The following is a 25,900-nucleotide window of genomic DNA, read 5'->3' on the forward strand; positions in this document are numbered from 1 at the left end:
GTGACCGCTAACTCAGCGTCGACGCTGGTCATCATCCCCACCTTCAACGAGCTGGAAAACCTCCCGCTCATCACCGGCCGCGTGCGCTTCGCCACCCCGGACGTCCACGTCTTGGTCGTGGACGATAACTCCCCGGACGGCACCGGCGACTTGGCCGATGAGCTGGCCGCGAAGGATGAGAAGCTCCATGTGCTGCACCGCGAGGGCAAGGGCGGCCTGCTGGGCGCCTACCTCGCCGGCTTCGAGTGGGGCTTGGAGCGCGACTACCACGTCCTGTGCGAGATGGACGCGGACGGCTCCCACGCCCCGGAACAGCTGCACCTGCTGCTGGAAGCCATCGATGACGGCGCCGACCTGGTGATCGGCTCCCGCTACATCCCGGGCGGGGAGACCGTCAACTGGCCAGCCTCCCGCGAGTACCTGTCCCGCCTGGGCAACATCTACATCTCGGTGGCCCTCGGCGCCGGCCTGTCGGACATGACCGCCGGCTACCGTGCCTTCCGCCGTGAGCTGCTCGAGGCACTCGACTTCGACGAGCTGTCGAATGCCGGTTATATCTTCCAGGTGGACGTCGCCTTCCGTGCCGTCAAGAAGGGCTTCGACGTCCGCGAGGTGCCGATCACCTTCACCGAGCGCGAGTACGGCGAGTCCAAGCTCGATGGCTCGTTTGTCAAGGACTCGCTGTTCGAGGTCACCAAGTGGGGCGTGCAGCACCGCGCCGAGCAGGCCAGCGAGGTCGCGCATGAGACGGGCCGCATTGCCCAGCAGACCCTCAAGGAGATCGGCGCCTACGACCTGCCGCACAAGGCGGGCAAGAAGCTGCGCTGGCTCGGCGACTTTGGCGAGGAGCTGGGCAACCTGGCCAAGCACCAGTGGAAGTCCATGCGGCGCGGCTAGCATGCAATAGTTAGCGGGCGCGGTAGTCTAGTCAGAAGTTATTTTCCACTCGGATCGTTCGGCACGTACCTGCCGATGGAGGAGACACCATGGCTACCGTGAGCTTTAACCACGCCAGTTTGACCTACCCGGGGGCGCAAGCGCCGTCCGTGGACGACTTCGACTTGGAGATTGCCGACGGCGAGTTCCTCGTCTTGGTCGGCCCGTCGGGCTGCGGCAAATCGACCACGCTGCGAATGCTGGCGGGCCTCGAAGAGGTCACCTCGGGCAGCATTTTTATCGGTGACAAAGACGTCACCAGCCTCGACCCGCGCGAACGGGATATCGCCATGGTTTTCCAGAACTATGCGCTCTACCCGCACATGAGCGTGCGCGAGAATATGGGCTTCGCCCTGAAGCTGGCCGGGGAGTCGAAGGAAGAGATCAACCGGCGCGTCGATGAGGCGGCCCAGACCTTGGGCCTCGTCGATCTGCTCGACCGGAAGCCGAAGGCCCTCTCCGGCGGCCAGCGCCAGCGCGTGGCCATGGGGCGCGCCATCGTGCGCAATCCGCAGGTCTTCCTCATGGACGAGCCGCTGTCCAACCTGGACGCCAAGCTGCGCGTGCAGACCCGCACCCAGATCGCGGCCCTGCAGCGCCGCCTCGGCGTGACGACAGTGTACGTGACCCATGATCAGACGGAGGCGCTGACCATGGGCGACCGCATCGCGGTCCTCAACGGCGGCGCGCTCGAGCAGGTCGGCACCCCGCGTGAGCTCTACGAGGCCCCGCAGACCACCTTCGTGGCCGGGTTTATTGGCTCTCCGGCCATGAACCTGGGCCGGTTCACCGTCGACGACCACGGCCGCGCGTCCTCCGGCGAAGCCTGGATCCAGCTGCCTGACGATGCCGTCCAGGCCCTAGCCGATGCCGGCGAGAAACAGGTCATCCTGGGCGTGCGCCCCGAGGCCCTGCAGTTGGTCGCGGAGGGCGAAGGGCAGGCCTCCGGCAGCGCCTCTATCCCGTTCGATCTGGAGCTGGTCGAGGAGCTCGGCGCGGACTCCTACCTCTACGGACAGATCCCGGGCGGCAGCGAGCTCAGCTCAGGGGCGACGACGGAGGAAGCCGCCTCGCCCACCGGCAACGAACTGGTCATGCGCGCTAAGCCGCGGACCGCGCCAGCCAAGGGCAGCCGGGTCGTGGCCACTGTGGACCCCAACCACGTGCACTGCTTCAGTGTGACTACCGGAAAGCGCATCAACAGCGCCGCAACTGTTCAGTAGCAAGAATAACCGCCAGCCACTTAAGCCGTAAGCGCTAAGTGCTGGCGGTTGTTTCATAGCTCGGGGAGAAGTACCCCGCGCAAAGACTTACTTCTTATCCTTCTTTTCCTGCTGCTCGCGCAGCAGGCGGGCAGCGGAACGACGGCGCTTGCGCAGCTGCTGGATGCGCTCCTCGAGGAGCTCGTCGAGCTCGTCCAAGGAGCGGCGTTCGCATAGCATGTCCCAGTGGGTGCGCGGCGGCTTGGCCGGCTTGGACTCCACGCCTTCGCCCTCGACCAAGATGCCTACCTTGCCGTTCTTGCACAACCACTCTTCGGGGATTTCTGCGTCATCGGCAAAGGGGACCTCGTAGATATCGCCGTCTTCGGTGCGGTACTTCACCATCTGGCGGGGCGCAAGGTCGTGGTCGCGATCTGTTTCGTAGCTAACGGCGCCCATTCGGCTGCCACGGAGTACGCGATCTGCCATGCAACATCATCCTTTACTAAATTTACCTATGAAGGTGCGGGGCGATTACTATTCCCGCGCCCAGTCCTAACAGTATAACGAAGAACCCAGTGTGATTGTTCCCAGGTAGGGGTTAATGGGCTAAGGTAGTTTACCGTGATGCGTACTTCGGCTCATTCCCGCGAGAAAATCACCTGTCAATGGTGCAATAGGGAAATGGTCCAAAACGGGCGGGGGCGACCCCGGAAGTTTTGTAGCGCGGCCTGCAAGCAGCGCGCATACGAGCAGCGCAACGCGGTCTCGGGGACCACAATCCCGGAGGATGCGATTATCATGTCGCCCAAGAGCGCGGCCGAGCTTGCCGACGGCTTGTTCGAGCTGCGCTGCGGGGCGCAGGATATTCAGACCGCCGTCCATGAGGGTGCCGAAGCCAGCGAAATCAACCAGCTATGCGAAGAAATGGTGGCCTTGGCCCGCCACCTAGAGGAGTTAAGGTAAAACGCCATGCTAAAGAAGCTTTTCTACAACCGGACTCTGGTGATCAGCGTCTTCGTAGTCCTCATCATCGCGCTGACCGTCGTGGGGCTGGGCCCGCTGATCTATTCGATGATCGCCGGCCCCGGGGTGACCACCGAGCCGCTCGATGACTCGCGGGCAAAGGAGGCCAGCACCGACGTCAACGGCCAGTGGCGCGTGGGCGATGGCACGGCCCCAAACTTTACCTCCGTGGGCTTTAGTTTCAACGAGGTGCTTCCGGCGGAACGCCGCCTGACCTCGGGATCGACCACCGCCGTGGACGGCGAAATCGAGGTCACCGACCAGGAGGTTACCGAGGGGTCCATCAAGGTTCTCATGGAGGATCTCACCACCGACAAGACGGTGCGCGACCAGAACATGAAGTCCAAGCTCTTCGAGACCGACAAGTTCCCCGAGGCGTTCTTTAAACTGACGGCGCCGGTAGACCTGTCCAGCGTGCCGGAGGATGGCACCAAGGGAAAGGTCACCATGGAAGGGGAGCTGACCATCAAGGACGCCACCCAGGAGATTAAGCAGGACTTCGACGTTCTCCGCGACGGCGAGCACCTGGTCATCGGCGGGGCCATCCCCATCAACCGCCTTGACTACAACGTGAAGACCCCGGAGTTCCTGGCCGCCAAGGTGGCCGAGGAGGGCGACGTGAACATCCTTATCTCCTTCAAGAAGCAAGATTAGTTCCTTTTACAAACTAACTAATGTGGCGGGGGAGAATCCGCCCTTCGCCACCTAACCCAAAGAAAACGGCCGAGGCAAGGTCTCGCCACACGAGGCGTGAACACGACACGAGAACGGGAGGACCCACGATGTTGACCGAACGCATGATTCCGATGCTATGGTTCCGCCTCGTCGTGGTCATCGGCTTCGCCATCTTCGTGGCCACGCAGAAGATGTGGCTCGTTATGGTCATCGCCATCGCGCTGGCCGGGCTCACCGGCTGGCAGCTCCAGCAGGCCTACCAGAACAAGAAGGAAAAGTAATCCGACTACTCCCTTCTATTACCGTCACAGTGACGTTAATAGGGCAGGCCTTCCCCTAGGGGCGAAGCGGTCTAGATCTGCGGATCTGCTGCGCGACTGATACCCGGACCGAGATCGTCGATTAAGGAGCCTAGGCGCTAAAGGAGATGCCGATTAGGGCCCGTTTGGCACAGGAGCGCTCGAGAGCCCAGCGTCGCAATTCGAGTGACTCACGGCTTAGCCGGGCCAGCGTGTACCACTGGAGCATCGGCGGCACCGAGCCACACGAAGAGACCTTCGGCGTAGTGGCGCTCAGGGAGATTGCGTGATTCAGCGCGTGTTGAGCTGTGTTTGCCGTGGAGTAACGTCTTTGACGGGCCTGTAGAACTAAACTGGGCTAGCCTGGTAATCGCCCGATATACGTTTTGTCCGATAATGTACATTATGTCATTTTAGATCCGAGGTCCCTCCCCGCTATTTCTAGCGGAACGGCGGGATGGCGTGCCGACGGGTTGCGGCACGTATTCCCCGAGCAGTTGGTTTATTGGTTGCTCTCTAGCTTGTAGTAGTCGGCCTGGTTTGGGTAATAGCTTTCCCATTCCAGGATGTCCGGGTCGTCGCCGGAGACAGCGGCCATGAGGCGATCCAAAAGGAATTCCCACAGCGGGCCGATGAACTCGGCGCGGTCCTCGAGGCCTGCTAGGCCGTGGCGCAGCTCGAGCTCGGAGCCTTCCGGAGTGTCCGTCAAGCGCAGATCCATCCAGGCGTCCGGGCGGTTGGCAAAGCTGACCTCAAAACGCAGGTATTCCGGCTTTACCTTCTCGGTCACCTCGATGTGGACGTCCTTGGTTCGGCCGACGTGGTCGACCAGGTAGCACGGGTGGCCTTCGGGGCTGTCGGCCTCCTTCGACCACTCCCCGTGCCAACGACCCAGATCCTTGGTATCCGTCAGGTAGCCCCAGATGACGGACGCGCCCTGGTGAAATTCCCGCTCAATCACTAGTTCCGGGCCGCCCTCGGCGTCCTCGAACTCCCCTGTCGGGTCGTAAAAATCCGGTTCTTGACTCATTTATCTCAGCCTAGCTGGCCATCAATGCCGGCGCGCAACTAGCTGCGAAAAGCCTACCCCGTTAAAGGGTAAACAATCGATGGCCGTGGCCTAGCGCTGCCCGCCGCGGCTGCGGTGCGTGGCGACGAACTGGACCGAGTCCAGCATCCCGGCCTGCAGGAGGGCTTCCCGGAGGGCGAACTGGAACATCCACAGCCGGCGGTAGACGGGGTCGAAGCCGGCGGCGGCCGCCTCCCGCAGGCGCCCGGAGAAGAACGAGCGCTGCTGCGCGATGGATTCGCGGTAATGCGATCCGGTGTGGGTCTCCCCGATGATCCGTAGGTGTCCGTTCTTCTCAAAGGCCTTGTGGACGTCGGCGACCGTCGGGTATTTGAGGCCCGGCCAGATATAGGCGCGCAGCACCTGGCATGCCGAGCGGGCCGCCGGCGTCATGTGTTCGGTGGCCACCAGCGATTGGATGGCCGCCTTTCCCCCACTGATGAGCAACCTGGCCAGGGTGTCGATGAAGTCGGCGCGCTGCCGCGGGGTCAGCGCTTCGAAAAGCTCCACGCTGATGATCGAGTCATAACGCCCGCGCCACTGACGCGGACCTGGGATCGGGGCATCGATGAGCTGGCAGTGCACGGAGTCGTCCGCGCCCTCTAGCAAGAAGAACTCCTCCAGCGGCAGCAGGCTGGCCGGATCGGCAGAGAGCAAGTCCACGGTCGCTTTCCGCCCGGCCGCCTCCACCGCGGCGCGGGCGCCGGAGGAAGGAAAGACTAGACAATGTGAGCCGGCGCGAACACCGGTGGCATCGAGCAGCCAGTTCGCCGCCCGCGTCTGGGCGGACTTGAGATCCTCGCGGTCGACCGCCTGCGGCTCCGTCATGGTGGTGACGTCAACGAAGTGGGCGCCGGCCGGTAATCCGCGGCGGTTGTGCTGCTCGGCGTCCACGAGCTTGCCCTGCCGGTCGATGGTCTGCCTAGTCGTCGTCGGCACCCCGGTGGCAAAGATGCCGCCCTGGTGGCTCACGCTGTCGCCGGCATAAAGCGCCAGCAGCTCTTGGGGGATCTCTCCCCCCTCATACGCGGCAACCGGCGCGGTGGGCGTTTTCGGGGAATAACCGCACTGCACCAGCCGGGTGAGCACGTGGACCAGCTTGTCCGTGCTCGGCGTGGTCCACTCCCCGGCCAGGTAGGACTCGGCCACACCCAGCCAGCCGGAGCTCGCGATGCGCGCGAACAAGGAGTCGTATTCGACCTTGAGGTCCAGGTCTTCCGGATCCTCGGCGTCGAGGACCAGGCCCGCGCGGTCGCAGGCGCGGGCGAAGTCAGCTTCCGCGTGGCGTGCCCGCAGGCCCAGCAGGCGGCCGCTGGGCACGCGGGCAACGCCTGGCCATTGCTCGGCATCGATAGCCGCAGTATGCTCCAAGGCCATTTCCTTCAAAAGTCCCATCCTGACGCCGCCCGCACAGCACCTATCCCTATCGTGGAATAGCCGGCCCGGCCAGGGGCTTTACACCTTAGCCGAAAAGGAAAACGCTGTGTCGGCGGCCTCGCGTTTTAGTCCAATCGTTCTTAGACTAATGCCGATTAAGTCCGCAGCCCGGGTGCCATGCCGAGGGGCCTGGTTTATATCGGGGTGAAACTATCTGTTCCGGGGAGTAGCGTTTACAATGTCCAAACGGTAGGTACTTAGTTCAAGCATTTAGGAAGGTAGTCATCTACATGTCAGCAACCCCATACCGCCCCAATGGAGGACGCCACCACGTCGTCGTTATTGGTGCTGGATTCGGCGGCATCAACGCCGTAAAGCAGCTTAAAGGCACGGAAGTCGATATCACCATCATCGACAAGAAGAACCACCACCTGTTCCAGCCGATGCTCTACCAGGTGGCTACCGGCATGATCTCCGCTTCCGAGATCGCCCCGTCGACCCGCCAGATGCTGCGCGGTCAGCAGAACGCGAACTTTGTCAACGCCACCGTCACCGACATCAACCTGGAAGATCAGACGGTGACCGCGGAAAACGATAATTTCCACCGCACCTACGGTTTCGACTCCCTGGTGGTTGCAGCTGGTTCCAGCCAGTCCTACTTCGGCAACGATCACTTCGCCGAGTTCGCCCCGGGCATGAAGACCATCGATGACGCTCTGGAGCTGCGCTCCCGGATCGTCTCCGCGTTCGAGCAGGCCGAGCTCACCGAGGATCCGGCTGAGCGCGAACGCCTGCTGACCTTCATCATCGTCGGCGCTGGCCCGACCGGTGTGGAGCTGACCGGCCAGATCGCTGAGCTGGCTAACCGTACCTTCACCGACGCCTTTTCCACCTACGGCCCTTCCGCGGCCAAGATCTACCTGCTGGACGGCGCTCCCCAGGTCCTGCCGCCGTTCGGCAAGCGTCTGGGCCGCAAGGCGCAGCGCACCCTGGAAAAGCTGGGCGTCGATGTCCGCCTGAACGCCATGGTCACCAACGTTGACCAGGACACCGTCACCTACAAGAACACCAAAGATGACTCCGAGACCACCCTGACCGGTGCGACCAAAATCTGGTCTGCGGGTGTGTCCGCCTCCCCACTGGGCAAGATGGTCGCCGACCAAGCCGGTGTCGAGACCGACCGCGCCGGTCGCGTCTCCGTCAACGAGGACCTGACCGTAGGCGAGTACTCCAACGTCTACGTCATTGGCGACATGATCAACCTGAACAAGCTGCCGGGCCTGGCTCAGGTCGCTATGCAGGGCGGTACCCACGTCGGCCGCCTCATCGACGCCAAGGTCGACGAGGAGTCCACCGCCAACGAGAAGGAACCCTTCGACTACTTCGACAAGGGCTCCATGGCGATCATCTCCCGCTTCAACGCTGTGGTGAAGATGGGCAAGGTCGAATTCACCGGCATCTTCGCCTGGTTGGGCTGGCTGGCGCTGCACGCGACCTATCTGGTCGGCATGCGCAACCGTTTCGTCACCTTCATCAACTGGATTTCCAACGCGTTCACCCGTGACCGCGGTAACCTCGCCATCACCGAGCAGATGCGCACCGCCCGCAACGCGCTGGCCAAGAAGTCGAAGGATTCCGAGGCCTAAGAGACCCGAGAGGGGGCTAGACAGCCCCGCGCGGTGCCGCCGAGCACCCGCACCTCTACCCCGCCGTGGGGTGCGCCGGTTTAGAACCCGCGCGCCCCACGACGGGGTTCTTTTTGTCCCTAGCGGATCCTAGCCGTGTTTTTGGGGCTGGCACTGGTGTTTGTCGCGTTGCCCGTTGGGGGTGTTTTCTTTCAAACCGGGCAACTTGCGAGCCCGGCTCTGTTAGGGTGGACGGCACAACATTGGGGTGCCGGAAGTAGAGCTTCCGGCTGAGAACATACCCATGGAACCTGCTCTTAGTTAGAACTAGCGAAGGAAAGTGTTGTGAAAGAAGCAGTATGCGCTGCTCTCGCCGCCGTGCGCGAGCGCAATCCCCTGGTCCAGTGCCTGACCAATACCGTGGTCACGAACGTGACCGCCAACGCCCTGCTGGCTATCGGCGCCAGCCCTGCCATGTGCGATACCCCGGAGGAATCCCGCGAGTTCGCGCGCATGGCCAACGGCGTCCTCATCAACATCGGCACCCCGTCCGCGGCCCAGTACGAAGGCATGCGCGAGGCAATCGCCGGTGCCAACGAGGCCGGCAACCCGTGGGTGCTCGACCCGGTCGCCGCCGGCGGGCTGTCCACCCGCACGGAATTCGCCCGCTCAGTGGTCGACTCAAAGCCCGCGGCCATCCGCGGTAACGCCTCCGAAATCATCGCCCTAGCGCAGCTCGGCGAGGGCGGTCGCGGCGTCGATGCCACCGACACGGCAAGCGCCGCCCTGCCCGCCGCCCAGGCGCTGGCGCAGCGCACCGGGGGCGTGGTGGCTATCTCCGGCGAGAAGGACGTCTTCGTCACCCAGGACTCCGCCTGGGAGCTGGCCGGCGGCGTGCCGCTGCTCCAGCGGGTCATCGGCACCGGCTGCAGCCTGGGCGCCATCACGGCAGCCTACCTGGGCACCGGACAGCCGCCGCTCGCCGCGGTCATCGCCGCCCACGCCCATGTCTCCGTGGCCGGTTCCCTGGCCTACCAGCACGCCCAGTCGCCCGGCAGCTTCGCCGTAGCCTGGATGGACGCGCTCTACGAGCTCGGTACCGACGATCTGATCACCTACAGCGCCCTTCAGCCGGTGGAGCTGGCATGACCGCGACCGACTGGAGCCTCTACCTGGTCACCGATCCGGATCTGGCCGGCGGGCGGGAGCGCGTCGCCGAGATCGCCGTGGCGGCCTGCCGTGGCGGCGCCACCGTGGTGCAGCTGCGCGACAAGGACGCAAGCAGTGCCGAGCTGCTCCCCTACGCCCGCAGCCTAATGGAACAGTTGGGTCAGATCCCGCTGTTTATCAACGACCGGGTTGAGCTCGCCGCCGAACTCGGCTGCCACCTGCACGTCGGTCAGGACGATCTCAGCGTCGCCGAGGCCCGCCCGCGCTTGGCCGAAGGTGCACTGGTGGGCCTGTCCGTCGGCTCCGAGGAGGAGCTTGACGCCGCGCTGAATGCTACTGGGGCTGCCCGGCCGGACGTCATTGGCATCGGGCCCGTTTTCAGCACCGCTACCAAGGCCAACGCGCCGGAAGGCATCGGGGTTGAGGCCGCTGCAACCCTGGCCAGCCGCGCCGCCGAAGCCGGCATGCCCGCCGTGGCCATCGGGGGCCTGAAGACCCACAACGTCGGCGAACTGAAAGGCAGCGACTTCGCCGGCGTCTGCGTGGTCTCTGCCATCATGGCCGCCGAGGACCCCGCCACTGCCGCGGCCGAGCTCCTTGCCGCCTTCCGCGGTTAGTCTTTCCGCCCTCTACCTCCCTGCGCACGGCTTGCAGCACGACTCCGTGCTCGACGGTGCGCCCAATTCTTTGCTCGATAGGAATGTCACTATGACCCACGTCTACCCTCTTGGAACTAAGCCTGCCCAGCCGCTGCCCGTCGCCCGCGTCCTGTCCATCGCCGGGACCGACCCGACTGGCGGTGCGGGCCTGCACGCCGATCTCAAGGCCATCAGCGCCGCCGGTGGCTATGGCATGGCCGTGACCACCGCGATCGTCTCGCAGAACACCCAGGGCGTGGACTCCATCTTCACCCCGCCGGCACACGTGCTGCGCGACCAGCTGGCCTCCGTGGCCGCGGACGTGGATATCGACGCGGTGAAGATTGGCATGCTCGGCAACCCGAAGACCATCGAAATCGTGCGCGAATTCATCGCCACGCTGGACGGGACGCCGGTGGTGCTGGATCCCGTCATGGTGGCTACCTCCGGGGATCGCCTTTTGGACAAGGACGCCGAGTCCGCCATCCTGGATCTGGCAGGCCGGGTCGATTGCGTCACGCCCAACCTGAAGGAACTGGCGGTCCTCTGCGGTCTCAGCCCCAAGGAGGAAGCCACCGACGTGGACCAGGCCGTGGCCATGGCACAGGACTGGGCCAAGCAGACCGGGAACACCGTGATTGTCAAGGGCGGCCACCTGCGCGACGACCGGGCGGATAACGCCGTGGTCGACGGGACCGGGCTTATCCACCGCGTCGCCTGCCCGCGGGTGGCGACCAAGAACACGCACGGTACCGGCTGCTCGCTGTCCTCGGCGCTGGCAACGCGCCTGGGTCAAGGCGAAGGCCTTGCCCCGGCCCTGGAATGGTCCACCCGCTGGCTGCACGAGGCGATTGCCAACGCGGACGCCCTCGCCGTCGGCCGTGGGCACGGGCCGGTCGACCACGGGCACCGGCAGCGCCGCCTGGCACGGGCGGCCAGCGCTGAGCCGGTGCCCGCCGTGGACGTTGCCGCCGCCTATACCGCGGCCCAGTCCCAGCCTGCCTCGCAACCGGCTATCCCGGCAGTCGGGCCGCACACGGCGGCGCTGTGGGCGGCAACCCTGGGGCTGTGGAAGGACCTGCTCGCCCTGCCGTTCATAGGCCGCCTGGGCGACGGCACCCTGAACGCGGACGATTTCAGCTTCTACGTGGCCCAGGACGCGATTTACCTGCGCCACTATTCCACCGCGCTGGGGCGCCTCGGCGCGCTGGCCCGCGATCCACAGGACCGCCAGTTCTGGGCCGCCGGCGCGGCCGAGGTCCTAGTTGCCGAATCCGACCTGCACCGCGACTGGCTGGGCGGCGAGACCGCGGCGCGGCCCTCGCAGGTCACCAGCGCGTATACTGACTTCCTGGTGGCCACGGCCTATACCGAGGATTACGCGGTAGCCGCCGCGGCCGTGCTGCCGTGCTACTGGCTCTACGCCGAGGTCGGCCGGCACCTGCTCGCCCAGGACCGCGAGGACCACCCGTTCCACGCGTGGCTGCAGATGTACTCGGGCCCCGACTTCGTGGAAGGGACCCAGCGGGCTCTTCAGATGGTTGAGGACGCGCTGGAGGAAGCCACCGATACCCAGCGCCAGCGCGCCTTCGACGCCTTCTACCGCGCCAGCCTGGCCGAGCTGGCCTTCTTCGACCAGGCGGATCGCCGCTTCTAGCCGGCGGTCGACAGTCGCTTGATAGCCGCTACTGGATGAGGTCGGCGCCTGGCCGGGTCAGGACGGCAACCAGGAAGGCGGAGTTCGGGCCGAAAGGCTTGAGGTCCCAGGAGCTGAATTGGTTGTCCACGCGGTAGCCGACCTGTTCGGCTTGGGCGATGAAATCGGCGAATTCCCAGCCGCGGCCGGCGCCGAAGCCGGTCACCAGGCGGCCGCCGGGGCGCAGGGCCTCGAAGATGTGTCGCAGGGCCGGCTCGCGGCCCTCCGGCGCCAGAAAACCCATCACGTTGCCCGCGGAGACGGCCAGGTCGAAGCCGGTCTCGGGAATCTCCTCGGCGGAGAGATCTCCTACCACCCAGCGCCCCTCCGGGAAATCGTGCTCGGCGTGCTCGATGAGCACGGGGTCAACGTCGACGCCCAGGACGTCGTGGCCGCGGCGGACCAGTTCGCCGCCGACGCGCCCGGTGCCGCAGCCGGCGTCCAGGATGTGGGACTCGCGCTCGGCCATGGCATCAATGAGGCGTGCCTCGCCGTTGATGTCCTTGCCCTGGACCTGCATGAGCTTCCAACGCCGCGCGTAGTTGTGGGAATGGGCGGGGTTGGCTGTCGTCAGTTCTTTCCACGTAGGCATAGGTTTCATTATAGGGCGCGGTTTCGCGCTACACTTTATTCGCCGCACTGTGCGGCTACCACTGCCCGACCACGAGGAGGAGGCCGCCATGGCAAATGTGCCCAACCCGCTTCGGCCCCGCAAAAAGAAGCTCACGCAACCTGAGGTCACCCAGTTCAAGGTTCCCGTGGAAGAGGCAATCGAGCATTGTCGCGTCTTCGTCGATGGCGAGGCCCTGCCCGGCGAATACACCCCACGGACCGCGCAGGAGGCCCTCCGCGAATACGGTCGCGGCTTCATCTGGGTCGGCATGCACGAGCCGTACGAGAGCCAGATGACCCAGGTGGCCAGCGAGTTCCGCATCCACGAACTGATCGTGGAGGACACGGTCCAGGCCCACCAGCGCCCCAAGCTGGAGCGCTACGACGATCAGCTCTTCGTGGTGGCCCGCTCGGTCAACTACCGCGACCACGACGAGGTCAAGGACAAGCGCCAGATCATTACCACCGGCGAGATCCAGATGATCGTGGCCTACGACTTCCTCATCACCGTCCGCCACAGCGCCAAGCTGCCGAACCTGGCCCACTGCATCAACGACGAGCAGGACCTGGTCGAGCTCGGCCCCATCGCGCTGGCCTGGAAAGTCCTGGATATGATGGTGGACCGCTACAAGGAGATCACCACCCTGCTGGAGACCGAGGTCGACGAGGTCGAGGAAGAGGTCTTCACCCCGGGCGCGCAGTTCAACATCGACCGCATCTACATGTTCAAGCGTGAGATCCTGGAGATGAAGCACGCCGTCGCGCCCCTGTCCACGGCGCTGCAGGCCATGGTCAACGACCACAAGGATCTGATCCCCAAAAAGATCCGTTCCTACCTGCGCGACGTCAACGACCACGAGCTGGTGGTCCGCGACGAGGTTGCCTCCTTCGATGAGCGCCTTACTTCGCTAATCGATGCCTCGGTGGCGAAGGTTTCCATGCAGCAAAACTCCGACATGCGCACCATCTCCGCGGTGGTCGGCATGGCCGCCGCCCCCACGATGGTCGCCGGTATCTACGGCATGAACTTCGACCACATGCCGGAGCTGCACACCGAGTACGGCTACCCCATCGCGCTGTTGGTCATGGTCGGAATCGTGGCGCTGATGTTCTGGTGGTTCCGCCGCAATAACTGGCTCTAGCCGCCCAGCGGCATGGTCCGCAGCTGGGAGCGGGCCATCAGCCGACCCTGCTCGTCGCGGATGTCCACGCCCCACAGCTGGGTGCGCCGGCCCAGGTGCAGCGGGGTAGCCGTGGCATCAAGCGCGCCGGAACTGGCCGGGCGAAGGAAGTCGGTGTTGTTGTTGACGCCGACGACGGGCCGACGCGCGGCGACCACGCCGGCAACGGAGGCGACCGACTCGGTCAGGCAGGCGTACACGCCCCCGTTGGCCACGCCCCACGGCTGGTGGTGGCGGGCGTCGATGGACATCGTGGCGCGCACTTCGCCGTTGCTGATGGCCGTGTAGGTGATCCCCAGGGTGGCGTCGAGGCCGGTCAGCTGCCGGTTGATGGTCGCAAGCTGGGCGTCGTCCAGGGCGGTGACGTGGGCCGAATAGAGCAACTGTTCTAGCTCGTGGGTCGGGTTTAGGGGTTGTCCGCTAGCACTCATGCTTTCCCAATCTAGTCTTTCGGCTGTGCCGATGGCCTATGCGGTAATCTAGGCAGCATGACTGAACCTAAGGATCTCGCCCAGATTGGTGTCGTTGGCCTCGCCGTGATGGGGTCTAACCTCGCCCGCAACTTCGCCCACAATGGCAACACCGTGGCCGTGTACAACCGCAGCCCGGAAAAGACTCGCGCCTTCATGGACGAGCACGCGGGTGAGGGCAGCTTCATCGCCTCCGAGACCATCGAAGACTTCGTGGCCTCCTTGGAGCGCCCCCGCAAGGCCATCATCATGGTCAAGGCCGGCGCCGCTACCGACGCCGTCATTGACCAGCTGGCCAGCGCCATGGACGACGGCGACATCATCATCGATGGCGGCAACGCCAACTACACCGACACCATCCGCCGCGAGCAGGAGGTAGCTGCCCGCGGCCGATACTTCGTCGGGGCTGGCATCTCCGGCGGCGAGGAAGGCGCCCTCAACGGCCCGTCCATCATGCCGGGCGGCCCGGCCGAGTCTTGGGAGACCCTGGGCCCCATCCTGGAGTCCATCGCCGCCAACGTCGACGGCACCCCGTGCGTGACCCACATCGGTCCGGACGGCGCCGGTCACTTCGTCAAGATGGTGCACAACGGCATCGAGTACGCCGACATGCAGGTCATCGGCGAGGCCTACCAGCTGCTGCGCTACGGCGCCGGCCTGAGCCCGCACGAAGTCGCCGAGACTTTCCGCGAGTGGAACTCCGGCGACCTGGACTCCTACCTGATTGAGATCACCGCCGAGGTCCTGGCCCAGGACGATCCGGAAACCGGCAAGCCCCTGGTCGACGTCATCGTGGACGCCGCCGGCCAAAAGGGCACGGGCCGCTGGACCGCCATCAACGGCTTGGAGCTGGGTGTGCCGATCACCGGCATCGCCGAGGCCGTCTTCGCCCGCGCGCTGTCCTCCTCCACCGCGCAGCGCGCCGCCGCACAACAGGCGGGCCTGCCGGCCGGGACCGAGGCCACCTTCCAGTCGCTGGGCCTTGACCGCGCCGAGTTCATCGAGGACGTGCGCCGCGCGCTCTATGCCTCGAAGCTCATCGCCTACTCCCAGGGCTTCGACGAAATTAAGGCCGGCTCCGCCGAGCACAACTGGGACGTCGACCCGCGGGACCTAGCCACCATCTGGCGCGGCGGCTGCATCATCCGGGCGAAGTTCTTGGACCGCATCCGCGAGGCTTACGACGCCGACCCGCAGCTGCCGGCGCTTATCTTGGCGCCGTATTTCCAGGGCGAGCTGGGCAAGCTCATCTCCGCCTGGCGCCGCGTGGTCGTCGCCGCTACCCAGCTGGGCCTGCCGGTGCCGGTCTTCGCCTCCTCCCTGTCTTACTACGACTCCCTGCGGGCCGCGCGCCTGCCGGCCGCGCTGATCCAGGGACAGCGCGACTTCTTCGGTGCCCACACCTTCCGGCGCACCGACAAGGAGGGCACCTACCACCTCGAGTGGTCCGGTGATCGCAGCCTGAGCTAGTGGGACTAGTCGTCTGGTAGTCCTGCGGTGCTAAACTAAAGCACCTTATGACTACTTTCGCCGATCTCGGCTTACCCCGCGCCCTCGTCGACACCCTGGCACAGCAGGGAATGGACAGCCCCTTCCCCATCCAGTCGGCCACCATCCCTGACGTGCTCGCGGGCAAGGACCTGCTGGGCCGCGCCCCGACCGGATCCGGCAAGACCTTGGGCTTCGGGCTGCCGATGCTCGCCCGCCTAGGCGATAAAGGCGTCTCGCGGCCGGGCAAGCCCCGCGGCCTCATCCTGGCGCCCACCCGCGAGCTGGCCACCCAGATCCAGGAGCGCCTCGACGATCTAGCCGCCGCCCTCAACCTGCGCACCCTCGCAGTGGTCGGCGGCGTCAACATCAACAATCACATCCGGCAGCTGGCCCGCCCGGTCGATGTCCTAGTCGCCACCCCGGGCCGCGCCCAGGATCTGATCAACCAGGGCTACCTGGATCTGTCCCAGGTGGAAATCACCACACTGGACGAAGCCGACCAGATGGCCGATATGGGCTTTTTGCCGCAAGTGAAAAAGCTCCTCGCGCTCACCCCGGCCCGCGGGCAGCGCCTGCTGTTTTCGGCCACCCTGGATGCCGCCGTCGAGGAGGTCGTGAACGCCTACCTGCACTCCCCTGTCGAGCACTCCACCGCACCGGTGGAGGCCGCCGTGGACACCATGGAGCACTACGTGTTCTACGTGGGCGAGCGCCCGCAGCGCAACGACGTCGTGCTGACCATCGCAGCGCGGGTCGGCAAGACCATCATGTTCATGCGCACCAAACACGGCGTGGACCGGCAGACCAAGAAGCTGCGCCGCAACGGGATCAACGCCCTGCCGCTGCACGGCGACAAGGGCCAGGGCGCACGCACGCGCGCCATCGAGGGCTTCCGCGACGGCAGCGTGCCCGTGCTGGTGGCCACCGACATCGCCGCCCGTGGTATCGACATCAGCGGCGTCTCCTTGGTCGTCCACGTCGACCCGCCGGCCGAGCACAAGGCCTACCTCCACCGGGCCGGGCGCACCGCCCGCGGCGGCGAATCCGGCACCGTGGTCACCCTGGGCATGGAGCAGCAACGCGAGGAAATCACCCAGCTGCTCCGCAAGGCCGGGGTAGACGCCACGGTTGTCGAACTCTCCGACTCCGCGGACCCGACCCACGACCCGCGCCTCATCGAGGTCACCGGCGCCACCACCCCGCCGGGCACTCCCCTCCCTGCCCCAGGACGGCAGCCGCCGGCCGGTTCGGCCAAGTCCCGTAAGGCTAACTCCGAGCGCCAGCCCGGCGCCAAGAAGCCCCGCCAACGCGGCGGCGGTAGCAAACACGGTGGCAGTAATAATGGCGGTAACCGGGGCCGGAAGAAGGCCGCCGGATCCAACCGGACAAACAAGCGCGCAGGCGCCGATAGGAAGAACCCAAGGAGGAAGTAGACCATGTCCACGGTCCTTGCCCCAAAAGAGTGGCAGGAACTACTCGCCGCCCACGAGGCGCGGGCCGATGACAGGATGGCGCGGTTCCGCCACCCGGGCAGCTACCACCCGGTCTACGACTTCCTCTTCCAGTACTATCCGGTCCGCCCCAGCCACCTGCGCGCCTGGCACCCCGGTATCGGCACCCGTTTGGCCGGGGACACGCCGCACGCTGAGTGGCGGGACTACCACCGCGACTACGACGGAACAGTCGGGCTCGATCTTGAGGCGTTCTGGGCCCGCCGCGGCGACTCCGTAGAATATATCCACCGACTGCTCGCGCAGTCTGCCCGCAACCCGGTTAACTTCGACTGCTTCGGCCTGCACGAGTGGGCGATGGTCTACCACACCAATACGCCGCGCCACGATCTGCCCCTGCGCCTAGGCGCCGACGGCACGAACGCCGTGGTGGAGTCGCACCGGCTCAAATGCAGCCATTACGACGCTTTCCGCTTCTTTACTCCCCCGGCCCGACCGCTCAATATCCGCCCTCTGAACCGCCAACAGCAGCCGAACAATGACCAGGCCGGCTGCGTGCACGTGACGATGGACCTCTACAAGTGGGCGTGGAAGCTTGGGCCTCTGGTCCCCGGGGAGGTCTTCCTGGACGCGTTGGACCTGGCCGTCGATGCCCGGGTGCTGGACATGGAAGCCTCCCCGTATGACTGCCGCGCCTGGGGTTTTGGCGTCGTCGCTATCGAAACGCCGGAGGGGAAGGCCGAGTACGTGAACCGGCAGCGCGCACTGGCCCAGCGGGCCGAACCCATCCGCCAGCGGCTTGTCGGACTCATTGAACAGGCCCAAGCCACTAGACTGGGCAGCTAAGCACGCTCGGTCTTGCCTACCGAGCGTCCCGGCCCCGCAAGCACCACAAGTGAGGAAGACGATATGGCCCGCCACGCCAACGACAAGAACAACTTCGCTATCGCCGGATGGCTCATCGCCGTCATTGTCATAGCCATCCTGGTGGTGCTCGGCCTGCTCCTTTACTTGTTTACTGGCAACGACGACAACGACGGCGCGGACACGGCTGCCCAGGAAACCACCCAGGCGGCGGAAGAGACCGCTACCGACGAGCCAGCCGCCAGCGAGGACAAGGACGCCAACCAAGCACCGAGCTCCGCGGAGTCCTCGGCCCCCGCTTCGGAAAGCGCGGCCCCCTCCACCGCCGCGGCCGCCGGCGCTGCCACCCCGGGTGCTGCCGAGTCCACGCTCTTCCTGCTAGATACCTCCGACCAGATGGCGCCGTACTTCGACGCTGCGGCCGGCGGGGTGGCCGCGGCCGCTGACGGGGTCGGCGGCGAGGATAAGGCCGTGTCCCTGTGGAACTACTCCTCCCCGATCTCCGCGACGGCTACCGTCGGCTACCGCCAGAACCTCGGCTTCACTGACGGCGGCGAGACCGCCGGCGTGGTCAACAACTTCGGCACCGGCGGCGTCCCGCAGACTCGCTCCGCCATCGTCGCCGCGGCCAACAACGCCGCGGACTATGTCCGCGAGTCCAACGCCCCCGCCCGCGTCGTGTTGGTGACCACCGGCACCGACGACTCGCTGTCTGACGGCGACTTCGCCGCCCAGCTGGCCGACGCCAAGGACCGCAACGTGGAAATCTCCGTCGTGCACCTGGGCGACGGCGAGGTCGACAAGGCCCTAGAGGACGCCGCGGACTACTTCGACAAGGTCGACCGTCCCGCCGACGGTGCCGCCGTTACCAAGGCCGTCAGCACTGCCGCCGGCGTTAAGTAGTCAGCTAGAACGCTATCGCTATACACCGGAGTTATTCCCACTGCGACTTCCTCGTTTCCTCCAATGGTTTCGGGCTTCCAAACGCCCCCCTTCCGAAGCGGCGGGCGGAGGTTTTCGTCTAGGTAGCCGCTGTCTACGTTGCCGACGGCAGATCTCCCGGTTTCGTCATACGCGGCTAGGAGTGCGCGGTGCCAGCCGCACCCGTAGAGGCACAGCAAAAGGCTCCCCGGCCGCGTGAGCGACGGCTGGGGAGCCCGTGTACTAGCCCGGGAGTCTCGGGCCTTGAGCGAGCGTGCTAAGAGGATTTGCGCTGCCGGCGGGCGGCCAGCTCGTCGAGGCCGACGACGTTGGATTCGTTGTCGATGCGCTCGGACGGGAAGGAGGAGATGGTGCCGGACAGTTCCTTCATGATGCCCGGGACGGCGATACCGAACACGCCCTGACCACCGGAGAGCAGATCGATGACCTCGTCGTTAGAGCGGCACTCGTAGACTGTCTTGCCGTCGGAGACCAAGGTCAGCTCAGCCAAGTCATTGACGCCACGGTCGCGCAGGGAGTCCACGGCCAGGCGGATGTTCTGCAGCGAGATGCCAGTGTCCAGCAGGCGTTTGACGATCTTGAGAACCAGCACGTCGCGGAAGGAGTACAGGCGCTGGGAGCCGGAACCGCGGGCAGTGCGGATGGACGGGTTGACCAGGTTTGTGCGCGCCCAGTAGTCCAGCTGACGGTAGGTGATGCCGGCGACTTGGCAGGCGATCGGAACACGGTAGCCGACCTGCTCGTCCGGGCCGAGGTCGAACAGGGACTCTTGAACGTAAGTCCCGTTGTTTTCGTGTGCGTAGATCTCTTCTTCGATGCTCACGTAATTACTCCATTGAAGTTTGGGGGAAGCCCTAATGCTTTATTTAAAGTCAAGCCTAGGTAAGAGTCAAGCGTTATCTGGCGTAACACGCCGAAACTTAAACCTCGAGTTTAACTTTAGACTTTTCCTCAACTCAAGGGCACCACAGTTCACACCTGTTACTTAGAAACCTTCAGCCCCCCTCTTCCCCATCTTCATCAGGCGTCACATCAGTATCTTCTGCCTCATCCGAATCAGGAGCCTCAGTGGTCTCAGGCCGCTCACCGGCGGAATCCCGCCCGGACTCGCGGAAATCGTCCGAGTCCAGCGCCTGGAAATCCTCCTCCGTCATACCAAGCTCCTGCATCATCGCGGAGAAATCCGCGTCGGCCTGGGCGTCACCGGAGGCCGAATCCGGCTGATCCGCGGCACCACCGAGGTCTTCGCCGCTTTCCCCGGCGGGGGTAGTGCCCTCCACCCCCACGTAGTGGTGCAGATCCTCCGGAGACACAAAGACCGCTACCTGGTTGAGTTCTTCCTCTTCGATCTCAATGGGGACGTCGAAGTGATCGGCCAGGATTAGCGCGTCCGACATGCGCGCGTCCAGGACCGCGCCGTCGCCGGTGGTCAGCTCGAGGATGAAAACTCCCTCGTGGTAGCTGGTCACGACGGCGGATTCCAGACCGCCCTGCTCGGCGAGGACGTCGATGAGCAGCTCATGGGTGTTCGGCCGGCGGCTTTGCGCACCGCCCAGGTGCGCGACCACGCGGGCGCCGTCGATGGGCGACATCCACACCGGCACGACCCGCTCCCCCGCATTCCAGCGGAACAGCGCACAGAGGAATTCCTCCGGCTCGAGCATGTGAATGCCCAAAAACTCTAGGGCTATCCGGGCCACGCGACCTCCTTGTCTCCGCGCCGCCAATGAAGCGACGCCAATCGACTAAAACTCTTTGCGCAGATCCGTTTTGACCAGGGTGGCGTGCAGGGAAACCACCAGCGCGGTCATCTGCTGCGACATTTCTTCCGCCCGCAGCTTAGCGGTATCCGACTTCGAGTTTGCTACCGGGCTGGTGACCTGGGAGATCAGATCCGCCTGCCGGCGAGCGTTGTTGCGCAGGCTCTTGAACTGGCGGTCGTCCAAGCCGAAGGCGCGCAGCGCCTCAACCGACTGGACCACGGCGACATCGTCAGCCGTGAAGTAGCCGGATTCGTCCGGCGCGAGCAGGCCCAGCTTGACCAGGTGAGCCACCGTCTTCTGGTCGGAGTTGGCCTGCTCGGCAATGTCCCCGTCGGTCAGACGGGTGGCAACTGGGGCACGGAACTTGTCCGGGCTGACCAGGGTTTCGGTCTGGCCCGCGCTGACAATCGCGGTCACCTCGCCCGAGTCCATGGCCTCGAGCTGCTGGCGGATGACCTTCAGCGGGGTGTAGTTGTCCCGCTGGGTGGTCAGGATGTAGCGCAGGCGCTCCACGTCGTCATTGGTGAAGCGGCGGTAGCCGGAGGCGGTACGCTGCGGCGTGATAAGCCCTTCGGCCTCCAAGAAGCGAATCTTGGAGACGGTGACCTCGGGGAATTCCTGATTCAGCTTCCCCAGGACCACGCCGATGGACATGGTCTTCGCCTTCTTGGCAGCTTGTCCTGCTGCTTGGGTCTTCTTTGGTACTGCGCTCACTGTGCCTTACTCGCCAATTCCCTAAAACGAACGGTTGTTAACGCGCGGTCGCAGCAACCCGCCGGGCAGACAGAGCTAAACCCTGCGTGCCACAACGAGCCGGCACTGCGGGATGTCCCCGGGGGTCGGGGGCCGGGATCCAAAACTTCCGCGCGGTGCGGACTTAGTCCTAAATGTGCTACGGACCCTAGTCTTGGTTAGCAATGAATACCAGACGGAACTTGCCGATCTGGATTTCGTCGCCCACCTCAAGAACCTGGCTGTTGCGCGGCTCGCGGTTGACGTAGGTGCCGTTGAGCGATCCCACGTCGACGACCTCGAACTGGCCGTCCTGCTTGCGGAACTCGGCGTGCTTGCGGGAAACCGTCACGTCGTCCAGGAAGATGTCGGCCTCCGGGTGGCGACCGGCGGTGGTGGTGTCCTGGTCCAGCAGGAAGCGGGCGCCAGCGTTCGGGCCGCGCTTAACCACCAACAAGGCCTGGCCCTCCGGCAGCTGGTCCGCGCTGGTGGCGCCGGACTCCGAGGTTGCCGCCGCGCCGTTTTCCATTTCCTTCAGCAGGTCAGCGCGGAAGACCGAGGTAGTCTCGACCTGCGGCTCCGAGGTGCCGTTGTTCTCACTCATTGTTTTACCTCCGGTTGGTGGCTCTCAATTAACTATTCCAATAATAGCGACTTCGCGCGACGCGCGGGCGGCCGTCTACTTAAACAGATTACCTATGCTGCTCAAGGCGGAGTTGCCTGCCCCCGCGAGGGGGTTATCCGAGACCATATATGTCCAGGTGGCGCTCGGGCGCGCCAGGCCGGCGTCCGCCAAGTGCGCCCCGGACTCGTCGATCGGCACTGTGTGGAATGTCTCCGCCGCCTGCTCGACCGCGCGCTGCGCCAGGTCCTTGAACTCGCGCACGGCGATGCGGTGGTACTCGTCGATGGGAGTTTCACGGGCGATCGCCCGCAGGTGGATCGACTCGCGCACGTCGTCGAGGTGCTCTAGGTGGTCGGCCCAGCCCAGATCTAGGTGGTAGAGCATGATCTCCCGGGCAGCGCGCACCCGCGCGTCCTCGCTCACGCCGGCCTCGGTCAGCTCCGCGGCCCGCTGCGGGGCTCGCTCGGCGAGCTCCTCCCACGCCTGCGGGGTGTCGAGAAGCTTGGCGCGGCGCTCGTCGATAATAACGCGCTGGTCGGCCAACAGCTGGTTGTACTTCCACGTCTGGGCGTGGATCTCCAGCAGCTGCGCCTCTGTCACGCGCTGGCAGTGGGCCACGAAATCGCGCACGCGCTTGGATTCGACCCGGCCGTCCCCATCCGGCCGGACCGACAGGGTCTCGTCCTCGCCTCCCTGGCGGACCACGTCGTCCTCCAGCGAGACGAAGATGACGCTGCGGCCCGGGTCCCCCTGGCGGCCGGCACGACCGCGCAGCTGGTTGTCCAGCCGGGAGCTGCGGTGCCGCGAGGTGCCGATGACGGCCAGGCCGCCCAGCTGACTGACCGCGTCGTGGTCGGCCTCTTCCGCTCCGCCCAGGCGGATGTCCGTGCCGCGGCCGGCCATCTGGGTGGACACGGTCACGCGCCCACGTTCGCCGGCCTCGGCGATGATCCGGGCCTCCTCCGCGTCGTTTTTCGCGTTGAGCACGTTGACCTGAATGCCCAACTCCTCGAGGGCGGCGGCAAGTGCCTCCGACTCGGCGACGTCGTGCGTGCCCACCAGGATCGGCTGGCCGGCGGCGTGCAACCGCTGGATCTCGCCGACGATGGCCCGGTTCTTTTCCGCGATGGTCGAGTAGATGCGATCGGGCTCGTCCTCGCGGACCAGAGGCTCGTTCCGGTCGATGACCGAGACCCGCAAGTTGTAGAACTGCCGCAGCTGGTCGGTGGCCTCGACCGCCGTGCCGGTCATGCCGCAGACCGTCGGGTACCGGCGCATCAGCTCCTGCAGCGTGATGGTGTCGAGAATGCGCCCGCCCTCGGAGACCTCGAGGCCCTCCTTCGCCTCGACCGCGGCCTGCAGGCCGTCCGGCCACCGCTGGAGGTCTGCGACGCGGCCGCGGGAGGCATCGATAAGCTGCAGCTGCCCGTCGGCCACCAGGTAATGGATGTCGCGGATGAGCAGCGCCTTGGCGTGCAGCGCCAGGTTGACTTTGACCAGGATGGTGCCGATGTTTTCTTCCGAGTACAGCGAGTCGATCCCCAGCGCCTTCTCCACGCGCTGGGCGCCCTCGTCGGTCAGGGAGACCGTGCGGCCGTCCTCGGCGACGATATAGTCCTTGTTCTCGGTCAGATGCCCGACCACATCGGTGATTTGCCCGGTCGGCGCCTGCCCCGGCTCGGAGCCGGCCAGCACCAGCGGGACCAGGGCCTCGTCGACGAGCACGGAGTCCGCCTCATCTACCAGCGCGACGTCGGGACGGGCCTGCACCGTCTGTTCGCGGGCGGTGATCTGGTTGTCCCGTAGGACGTCGAAGCCCAGCTCGTTGACCGGGGCGTAGATAACGTCGCTGCGGTAGGCGGCGCGGCGCTCGGCGGAGGTCATCTTCTCTGTCACCGGGGCCACGGACAGGCCGAAGAACTCGACGAGCGGGCGCATCCACTCGGCGTCGCGGCCGGCCAGGTAGTTGTTGACGGTAACCACGTGGACGCGCTTGCCGGTCAGGGCGAAGCCGGTGGCGGCCATGGCTCCCACCAGGGTCTTGCCCTCGCCGGTGGCCATCTGGATCACGTCGCCCTCCAGCAGGCGCAGCACGGCCTGGGATTGGACGTTGAAGGGAGACATGTCTAGGCGGCGCTCCGCAGCCACGGCGAGCGCGGCCAGGAAGGCCGGCTTGTCGGCGACCTCCCCGTTTCGGATGGCGTCGTGGCCGGCCTGGGCCACCGCCGCGTCGTCGAGCTCGCGGAGCTGGGCCACGGAATCTTCCGCGCTCGTTACTACCGCTTTCGACTTTTTATCGTTGCGCTCAGACTGCGCGCCCATCGCTTTCCAGAACCAATCAAATGCGCCCATGGTTGTGTGGCATCCTCCTCGAACGTCGGTCCCTTCAACTCTAATAAACCCGCAGTAGCTCGTGCGCAGTCGCCTCGTTATCCTTATAGGCATGCAATCAGTGAACGTCACCTTACCGTCGTCCACCGGCCTGAAGATGGCCGGGACAATAGACTTCCCCGATACCCCGCCGGAAGCCTTCGCCATCTTTGCCCATTGCTTCGCCGGCTCCCGCCACACCCCGGGTGCATCCCGTACCTCGAAGAAGCTCACCGACTTCGGGATCGCCACGCTGCGCTTCGATTTCCCCGGCCTGGGCCAGTCGGAAGGCGCGTTCGCGGACACCACCTTCCACCAGAACGTCGCCGATATCCACGCCGCGGCGGAGTGGCTGGCAGACAACTACCACGCCCCGCAGCTGCTCATGGGCCACTCCCTGGGCGGGGCGGCCTCCCTGGCGGCTGCCGCCACCGGCATCCCGTCCCTGCGCGCCGTCGCCACCATCGGCGCGCCCTTTGACCCGGCCCACTCCGTTCTCCACTACGCCGACAAGATCGGCGAGGTTGATGCCAACGGGGCCGTCGACGTCGTGCTGGGCGGGCGCACGCTGACTATTTCGCGCGGCTTCCTGGAGGACCTCGCGGAGACCAACCCTGTCGATTACCTGAGCAAGCTGCGCAAGCCGCTGATGGTGCTGCACTCGCCCATCGACCAGACTGTCGGCATTGACAACGCCCAGAACATCTTCCGCGTGACCCGCTACCCGAAGTCGCTGGTCGCCCTAGACAAGGCCGACCACCTCATCACCAAGCAGGGCGCCGCCCAGCGCGCCGCCGATCTCATCGGCGCCTGGGCCGAGCAGTTTATCGTCCCCGATAACCAGCCGCCGGCGGTGGCGGCGGATGCCGCCGAGGCCCACCTGGCCTACGGCACCAAGATGGGTGTGGTCGTGCGCCACAACGAGCGCTCCGTAACCTCCGACCGCCTCAAGGCCGACGGCGGCAAGGGCCAGGGCTTTACCCCGGAGGGCCTGCTGATGTCCGCGATTGCCGCCGGCACGGCCCAGGCTGTCAAGGCCGCCGCCCGTGGCATGAAGCTCGACGATGTCCACGTCACCGTCACCCAGGGCGAGGGCGCCAACTTCACCCGTTCCATCAAGCTCTTCGGGGATCTGGACGCCGGCCAGGAAAAGGCCCTGCTCTCCGCGGCCCGCCAGGCCGACATCCTCGAGCTCATCAGCAACGCCCGATTGGTGGATGAGGATAAGTGAGCACCCACCGCCCCTTAGCCGATGACTCCCGCTGCCCCTGCGGCACCGGGTTGACCTTCGGCGAATGCTGCGGCCAGTACCACGCCGGCAAGCCGGCGCCGACCGCGGAGACCCTCATGCGCTCGCGGTTTAGCGCCTTCGTCACGGGCAACGAGGACTACCTGCTGGCGACCTGGGATCCCTTCACTCGGCCCAGCGAGCTTAACCTCGCCGATGATTCCGTCCGCTTCTATCGGCTCGACATCCTCGACACCGTGGCCGGCGGGCCCTTGGATGACAAGGGCATCGTTGAGTTCGAGGCCTTCTACAAAGGCGCGGCGACCGGAAGTCAGCGCGAGCGCTCCAGTTTCAGCCGCACCGACGGCCGGTGGATCTACACCACCGGCGCTTAAGCCCCAAGGTCCCTAGACCCAAAGCTCCCGCCCGCCCTCACCCCGGATGTGCAGGCGATTCGA

At 65.4% G+C, this 25,900-nt stretch carries 26 protein-coding genes and 1 riboswitch; of the genes, 16 read left to right on the plus strand and 10 right to left on the minus strand.

All coding sequences use genetic code 11. The features are described from left to right. Both HMPREF3067_RS01995 and HMPREF3067_RS02000 read left to right on the plus strand, forming a co-directional pair. Positions 1-897 carry a polyprenol monophosphomannose synthase gene (locus HMPREF3067_RS01995; RefSeq protein ID WP_070768067.1) on the plus strand — a complete coding sequence of 299 codons (897 nt, stop codon included), beginning with the start codon at positions 1-3 and terminating at the stop codon, positions 895-897. 89 nt (positions 898-986) lie between these two features. Beyond that, entirely contained in the window at positions 987-2,159 is a 1,173-nt protein-coding gene (locus tag HMPREF3067_RS02000) for an ABC transporter ATP-binding protein (RefSeq protein ID WP_070768068.1), read from the plus strand. Between the two features lie 87 nt (positions 2,160-2,246). Here HMPREF3067_RS02000 and HMPREF3067_RS02005 read toward each other — a convergent pair whose 3' ends face one another. Next, the gene (locus HMPREF3067_RS02005) at positions 2,247-2,627 is read right to left on the minus strand and encodes an RNA polymerase-binding protein RbpA (RefSeq protein WP_070768069.1); all 381 of its coding nucleotides are present in this window, start codon (positions 2,625-2,627) and stop codon (positions 2,247-2,249) included. Positions 2,628-2,939: 312 nt separating this feature from the next. On the opposite strand from HMPREF3067_RS02005, the gene HMPREF3067_RS11635 reads away from it, so the two are divergent. The 3 genes from HMPREF3067_RS11635 to HMPREF3067_RS11305 all read left to right on the plus strand — a co-directional run bounded on the left by HMPREF3067_RS11635 (position 2,940) and on the right by HMPREF3067_RS11305 (position 4,120). Next, positions 2,940-3,104, plus strand: coding sequence for a hypothetical protein (locus tag HMPREF3067_RS11635; protein ID WP_366015638.1), 165 nt, complete (start codon positions 2,940-2,942; stop codon positions 3,102-3,104). A gap of 6 nt (positions 3,105-3,110) precedes the next feature. After that, positions 3,111-3,818, plus strand: a complete 708-nt coding sequence (locus HMPREF3067_RS02015; RefSeq protein WP_070768071.1) for a YceI family protein — start codon at positions 3,111-3,113, stop codon at positions 3,816-3,818. 128 nt (positions 3,819-3,946) lie between these two features. Next, positions 3,947-4,120: a hypothetical protein gene (locus HMPREF3067_RS11305; RefSeq protein WP_168166936.1), complete on the plus strand. Its 174-nt coding sequence runs from the start codon at positions 3,947-3,949 to the stop codon at positions 4,118-4,120. A 520-nt stretch (positions 4,121-4,640) separates the two neighbouring features. On the opposite strand, the gene HMPREF3067_RS02020 is transcribed toward HMPREF3067_RS11305, so the two are convergent. Both HMPREF3067_RS02020 and HMPREF3067_RS02025 read right to left on the minus strand, forming a co-directional pair. Further along, positions 4,641-5,168, minus strand: coding sequence for an SRPBCC domain-containing protein (locus HMPREF3067_RS02020; RefSeq protein ID WP_070768072.1), 528 nt, complete (start codon positions 5,166-5,168; stop codon positions 4,641-4,643). Between the two features lie 90 nt (positions 5,169-5,258). Further along, positions 5,259-6,584, minus strand: coding sequence for a cyclopropane-fatty-acyl-phospholipid synthase family protein (locus HMPREF3067_RS02025; RefSeq protein WP_070768119.1), 1,326 nt, complete (start codon positions 6,582-6,584; stop codon positions 5,259-5,261). A 290-nt stretch (positions 6,585-6,874) separates the two neighbouring features. Between HMPREF3067_RS02025 and HMPREF3067_RS02030 the strand changes: the two genes are divergently transcribed. The 4 genes from HMPREF3067_RS02030 to HMPREF3067_RS02045 all read left to right on the plus strand — a co-directional run bounded on the left by HMPREF3067_RS02030 (position 6,875) and on the right by HMPREF3067_RS02045 (position 11,674). Then, on the plus strand, positions 6,875-8,230 hold the full coding sequence (locus tag HMPREF3067_RS02030; RefSeq protein WP_070768073.1) for an NAD(P)/FAD-dependent oxidoreductase: 1,356 nt from the start codon (positions 6,875-6,877) through the stop codon (positions 8,228-8,230). A gap of 233 nt (positions 8,231-8,463) precedes the next feature. Beyond that, positions 8,464-8,566, plus strand: a riboswitch (TPP riboswitch). After that, complete coding sequence (gene thiM / locus HMPREF3067_RS02035) at positions 8,555-9,358, plus strand: hydroxyethylthiazole kinase (protein WP_070768074.1); 804 nt, start codon at positions 8,555-8,557, stop codon at positions 9,356-9,358. It overlaps the preceding riboswitch by 12 nt. Continuing rightward, on the plus strand, positions 9,355-9,996 hold the full coding sequence (gene thiE, locus HMPREF3067_RS02040; RefSeq protein WP_070768075.1) for a thiamine phosphate synthase: 642 nt from the start codon (positions 9,355-9,357) through the stop codon (positions 9,994-9,996). Before thiM ends, thiE begins: the two co-directional genes overlap by 4 nt. A 91-nt stretch (positions 9,997-10,087) precedes the next feature. Next, the gene (locus HMPREF3067_RS02045; RefSeq protein WP_070768076.1) at positions 10,088-11,674 is read left to right on the plus strand and encodes a bifunctional hydroxymethylpyrimidine kinase/phosphomethylpyrimidine kinase; all 1,587 of its coding nucleotides are present in this window, start codon (positions 10,088-10,090) and stop codon (positions 11,672-11,674) included. 28 nt (positions 11,675-11,702) lie between these two features. Here the strand turns inward: HMPREF3067_RS02045 and HMPREF3067_RS02050 are convergent, their stop codons facing one another. Next, the gene (locus HMPREF3067_RS02050) at positions 11,703-12,305 is read right to left on the minus strand and encodes a class I SAM-dependent methyltransferase (protein ID WP_070768077.1); all 603 of its coding nucleotides are present in this window, start codon (positions 12,303-12,305) and stop codon (positions 11,703-11,705) included. Between the two features lie 88 nt (positions 12,306-12,393). Here HMPREF3067_RS02050 and HMPREF3067_RS02055 point away from each other — a divergent pair, with 88 nt between their 5' ends. Beyond that, complete coding sequence (locus HMPREF3067_RS02055) at positions 12,394-13,467, plus strand: magnesium and cobalt transport protein CorA (protein WP_070768078.1); 1,074 nt, start codon at positions 12,394-12,396, stop codon at positions 13,465-13,467. Here HMPREF3067_RS02055 and HMPREF3067_RS02060 read toward each other — a convergent pair. Next, positions 13,464-13,937, minus strand: coding sequence for a PaaI family thioesterase (locus tag HMPREF3067_RS02060; protein WP_083319091.1), 474 nt, complete (start codon positions 13,935-13,937; stop codon positions 13,464-13,466). The genes HMPREF3067_RS02055 and HMPREF3067_RS02060 overlap by 4 nt on opposite strands. A 57-nt stretch (positions 13,938-13,994) precedes the next feature. Here HMPREF3067_RS02060 and gndA point away from each other — a divergent pair, with 57 nt between their 5' ends. From gndA to HMPREF3067_RS02080, 4 genes are all read left to right on the plus strand, one after another. After that, a complete protein-coding gene (gene gndA, locus HMPREF3067_RS02065; protein WP_070768080.1) occupies positions 13,995-15,446 on the plus strand; it encodes an NADP-dependent phosphogluconate dehydrogenase in 1,452 nt (483 codons plus the stop codon). 47 nt (positions 15,447-15,493) lie between these two features. Beyond that, positions 15,494-16,900: a DEAD/DEAH box helicase gene (locus HMPREF3067_RS02070; RefSeq protein WP_070768081.1), complete on the plus strand. Its 1,407-nt coding sequence runs from the start codon at positions 15,494-15,496 to the stop codon at positions 16,898-16,900. Between the two features lie 3 nt (positions 16,901-16,903). Next, complete coding sequence (locus tag HMPREF3067_RS02075; RefSeq protein WP_070768082.1) at positions 16,904-17,764, plus strand: 3-methyladenine DNA glycosylase; 861 nt, start codon at positions 16,904-16,906, stop codon at positions 17,762-17,764. Between the two features lie 63 nt (positions 17,765-17,827). Continuing rightward, the gene (locus HMPREF3067_RS02080) at positions 17,828-18,685 is read left to right on the plus strand and encodes a VWA domain-containing protein (RefSeq protein ID WP_070768083.1); all 858 of its coding nucleotides are present in this window, start codon (positions 17,828-17,830) and stop codon (positions 18,683-18,685) included. Positions 18,686-18,980: 295 nt separating this feature from the next. On the opposite strand, the gene HMPREF3067_RS02085 is transcribed toward HMPREF3067_RS02080, so the two are convergent. The 5 genes from HMPREF3067_RS02085 to secA2 form a co-directional block, all read right to left on the minus strand. Further along, complete coding sequence (locus HMPREF3067_RS02085) at positions 18,981-19,541, minus strand: MerR family transcriptional regulator (protein ID WP_371259761.1); 561 nt, start codon at positions 19,539-19,541, stop codon at positions 18,981-18,983. A gap of 178 nt (positions 19,542-19,719) precedes the next feature. After that, positions 19,720-20,424 (minus strand): bifunctional nuclease family protein, encoded by a 705-nt coding sequence (locus HMPREF3067_RS02090; RefSeq protein ID WP_070768085.1) that lies wholly within the window; start codon positions 20,422-20,424, stop codon positions 19,720-19,722. A gap of 45 nt (positions 20,425-20,469) precedes the next feature. Further along, entirely contained in the window at positions 20,470-21,201 is a 732-nt protein-coding gene (locus HMPREF3067_RS02095) for a transcriptional regulator FtsR (RefSeq protein WP_296203686.1), read from the minus strand. A gap of 187 nt (positions 21,202-21,388) precedes the next feature. Next, positions 21,389-21,823 carry an oxoglutarate dehydrogenase inhibitor Odhl gene (gene odhI, locus HMPREF3067_RS02100; protein WP_070768087.1) on the minus strand — a complete coding sequence of 145 codons (435 nt, stop codon included), beginning with the start codon at positions 21,821-21,823 and terminating at the stop codon, positions 21,389-21,391. A 75-nt stretch (positions 21,824-21,898) separates the two neighbouring features. Beyond that, positions 21,899-24,196, minus strand: coding sequence for an accessory Sec system translocase SecA2 (gene secA2 / locus HMPREF3067_RS02105; RefSeq protein WP_070768088.1), 2,298 nt, complete (start codon positions 24,194-24,196; stop codon positions 21,899-21,901). A gap of 91 nt (positions 24,197-24,287) precedes the next feature. Between secA2 and HMPREF3067_RS02110 the strand changes: the two genes are divergently transcribed. Further along, positions 24,288-25,445 carry a bifunctional alpha/beta hydrolase/OsmC family protein gene (locus HMPREF3067_RS02110; RefSeq protein ID WP_210400065.1) on the plus strand — a complete coding sequence of 386 codons (1,158 nt, stop codon included), beginning with the start codon at positions 24,288-24,290 and terminating at the stop codon, positions 25,443-25,445. After that, positions 25,442-25,837 carry a YchJ family protein gene (locus HMPREF3067_RS02115; RefSeq protein ID WP_070768089.1) on the plus strand — a complete coding sequence of 132 codons (396 nt, stop codon included), beginning with the start codon at positions 25,442-25,444 and terminating at the stop codon, positions 25,835-25,837. The genes HMPREF3067_RS02110 and HMPREF3067_RS02115 overlap by 4 nt, the downstream gene beginning before the upstream one ends. Positions 25,838-25,900 lie beyond the last annotated feature (63 nt).

Origin of the sequence: Corynebacterium sp. HMSC04H06 (assembly GCF_001815935.1) — a bacterium.
Lineage (GTDB): Bacteria > Actinomycetota > Actinomycetes > Mycobacteriales > Mycobacteriaceae > Corynebacterium.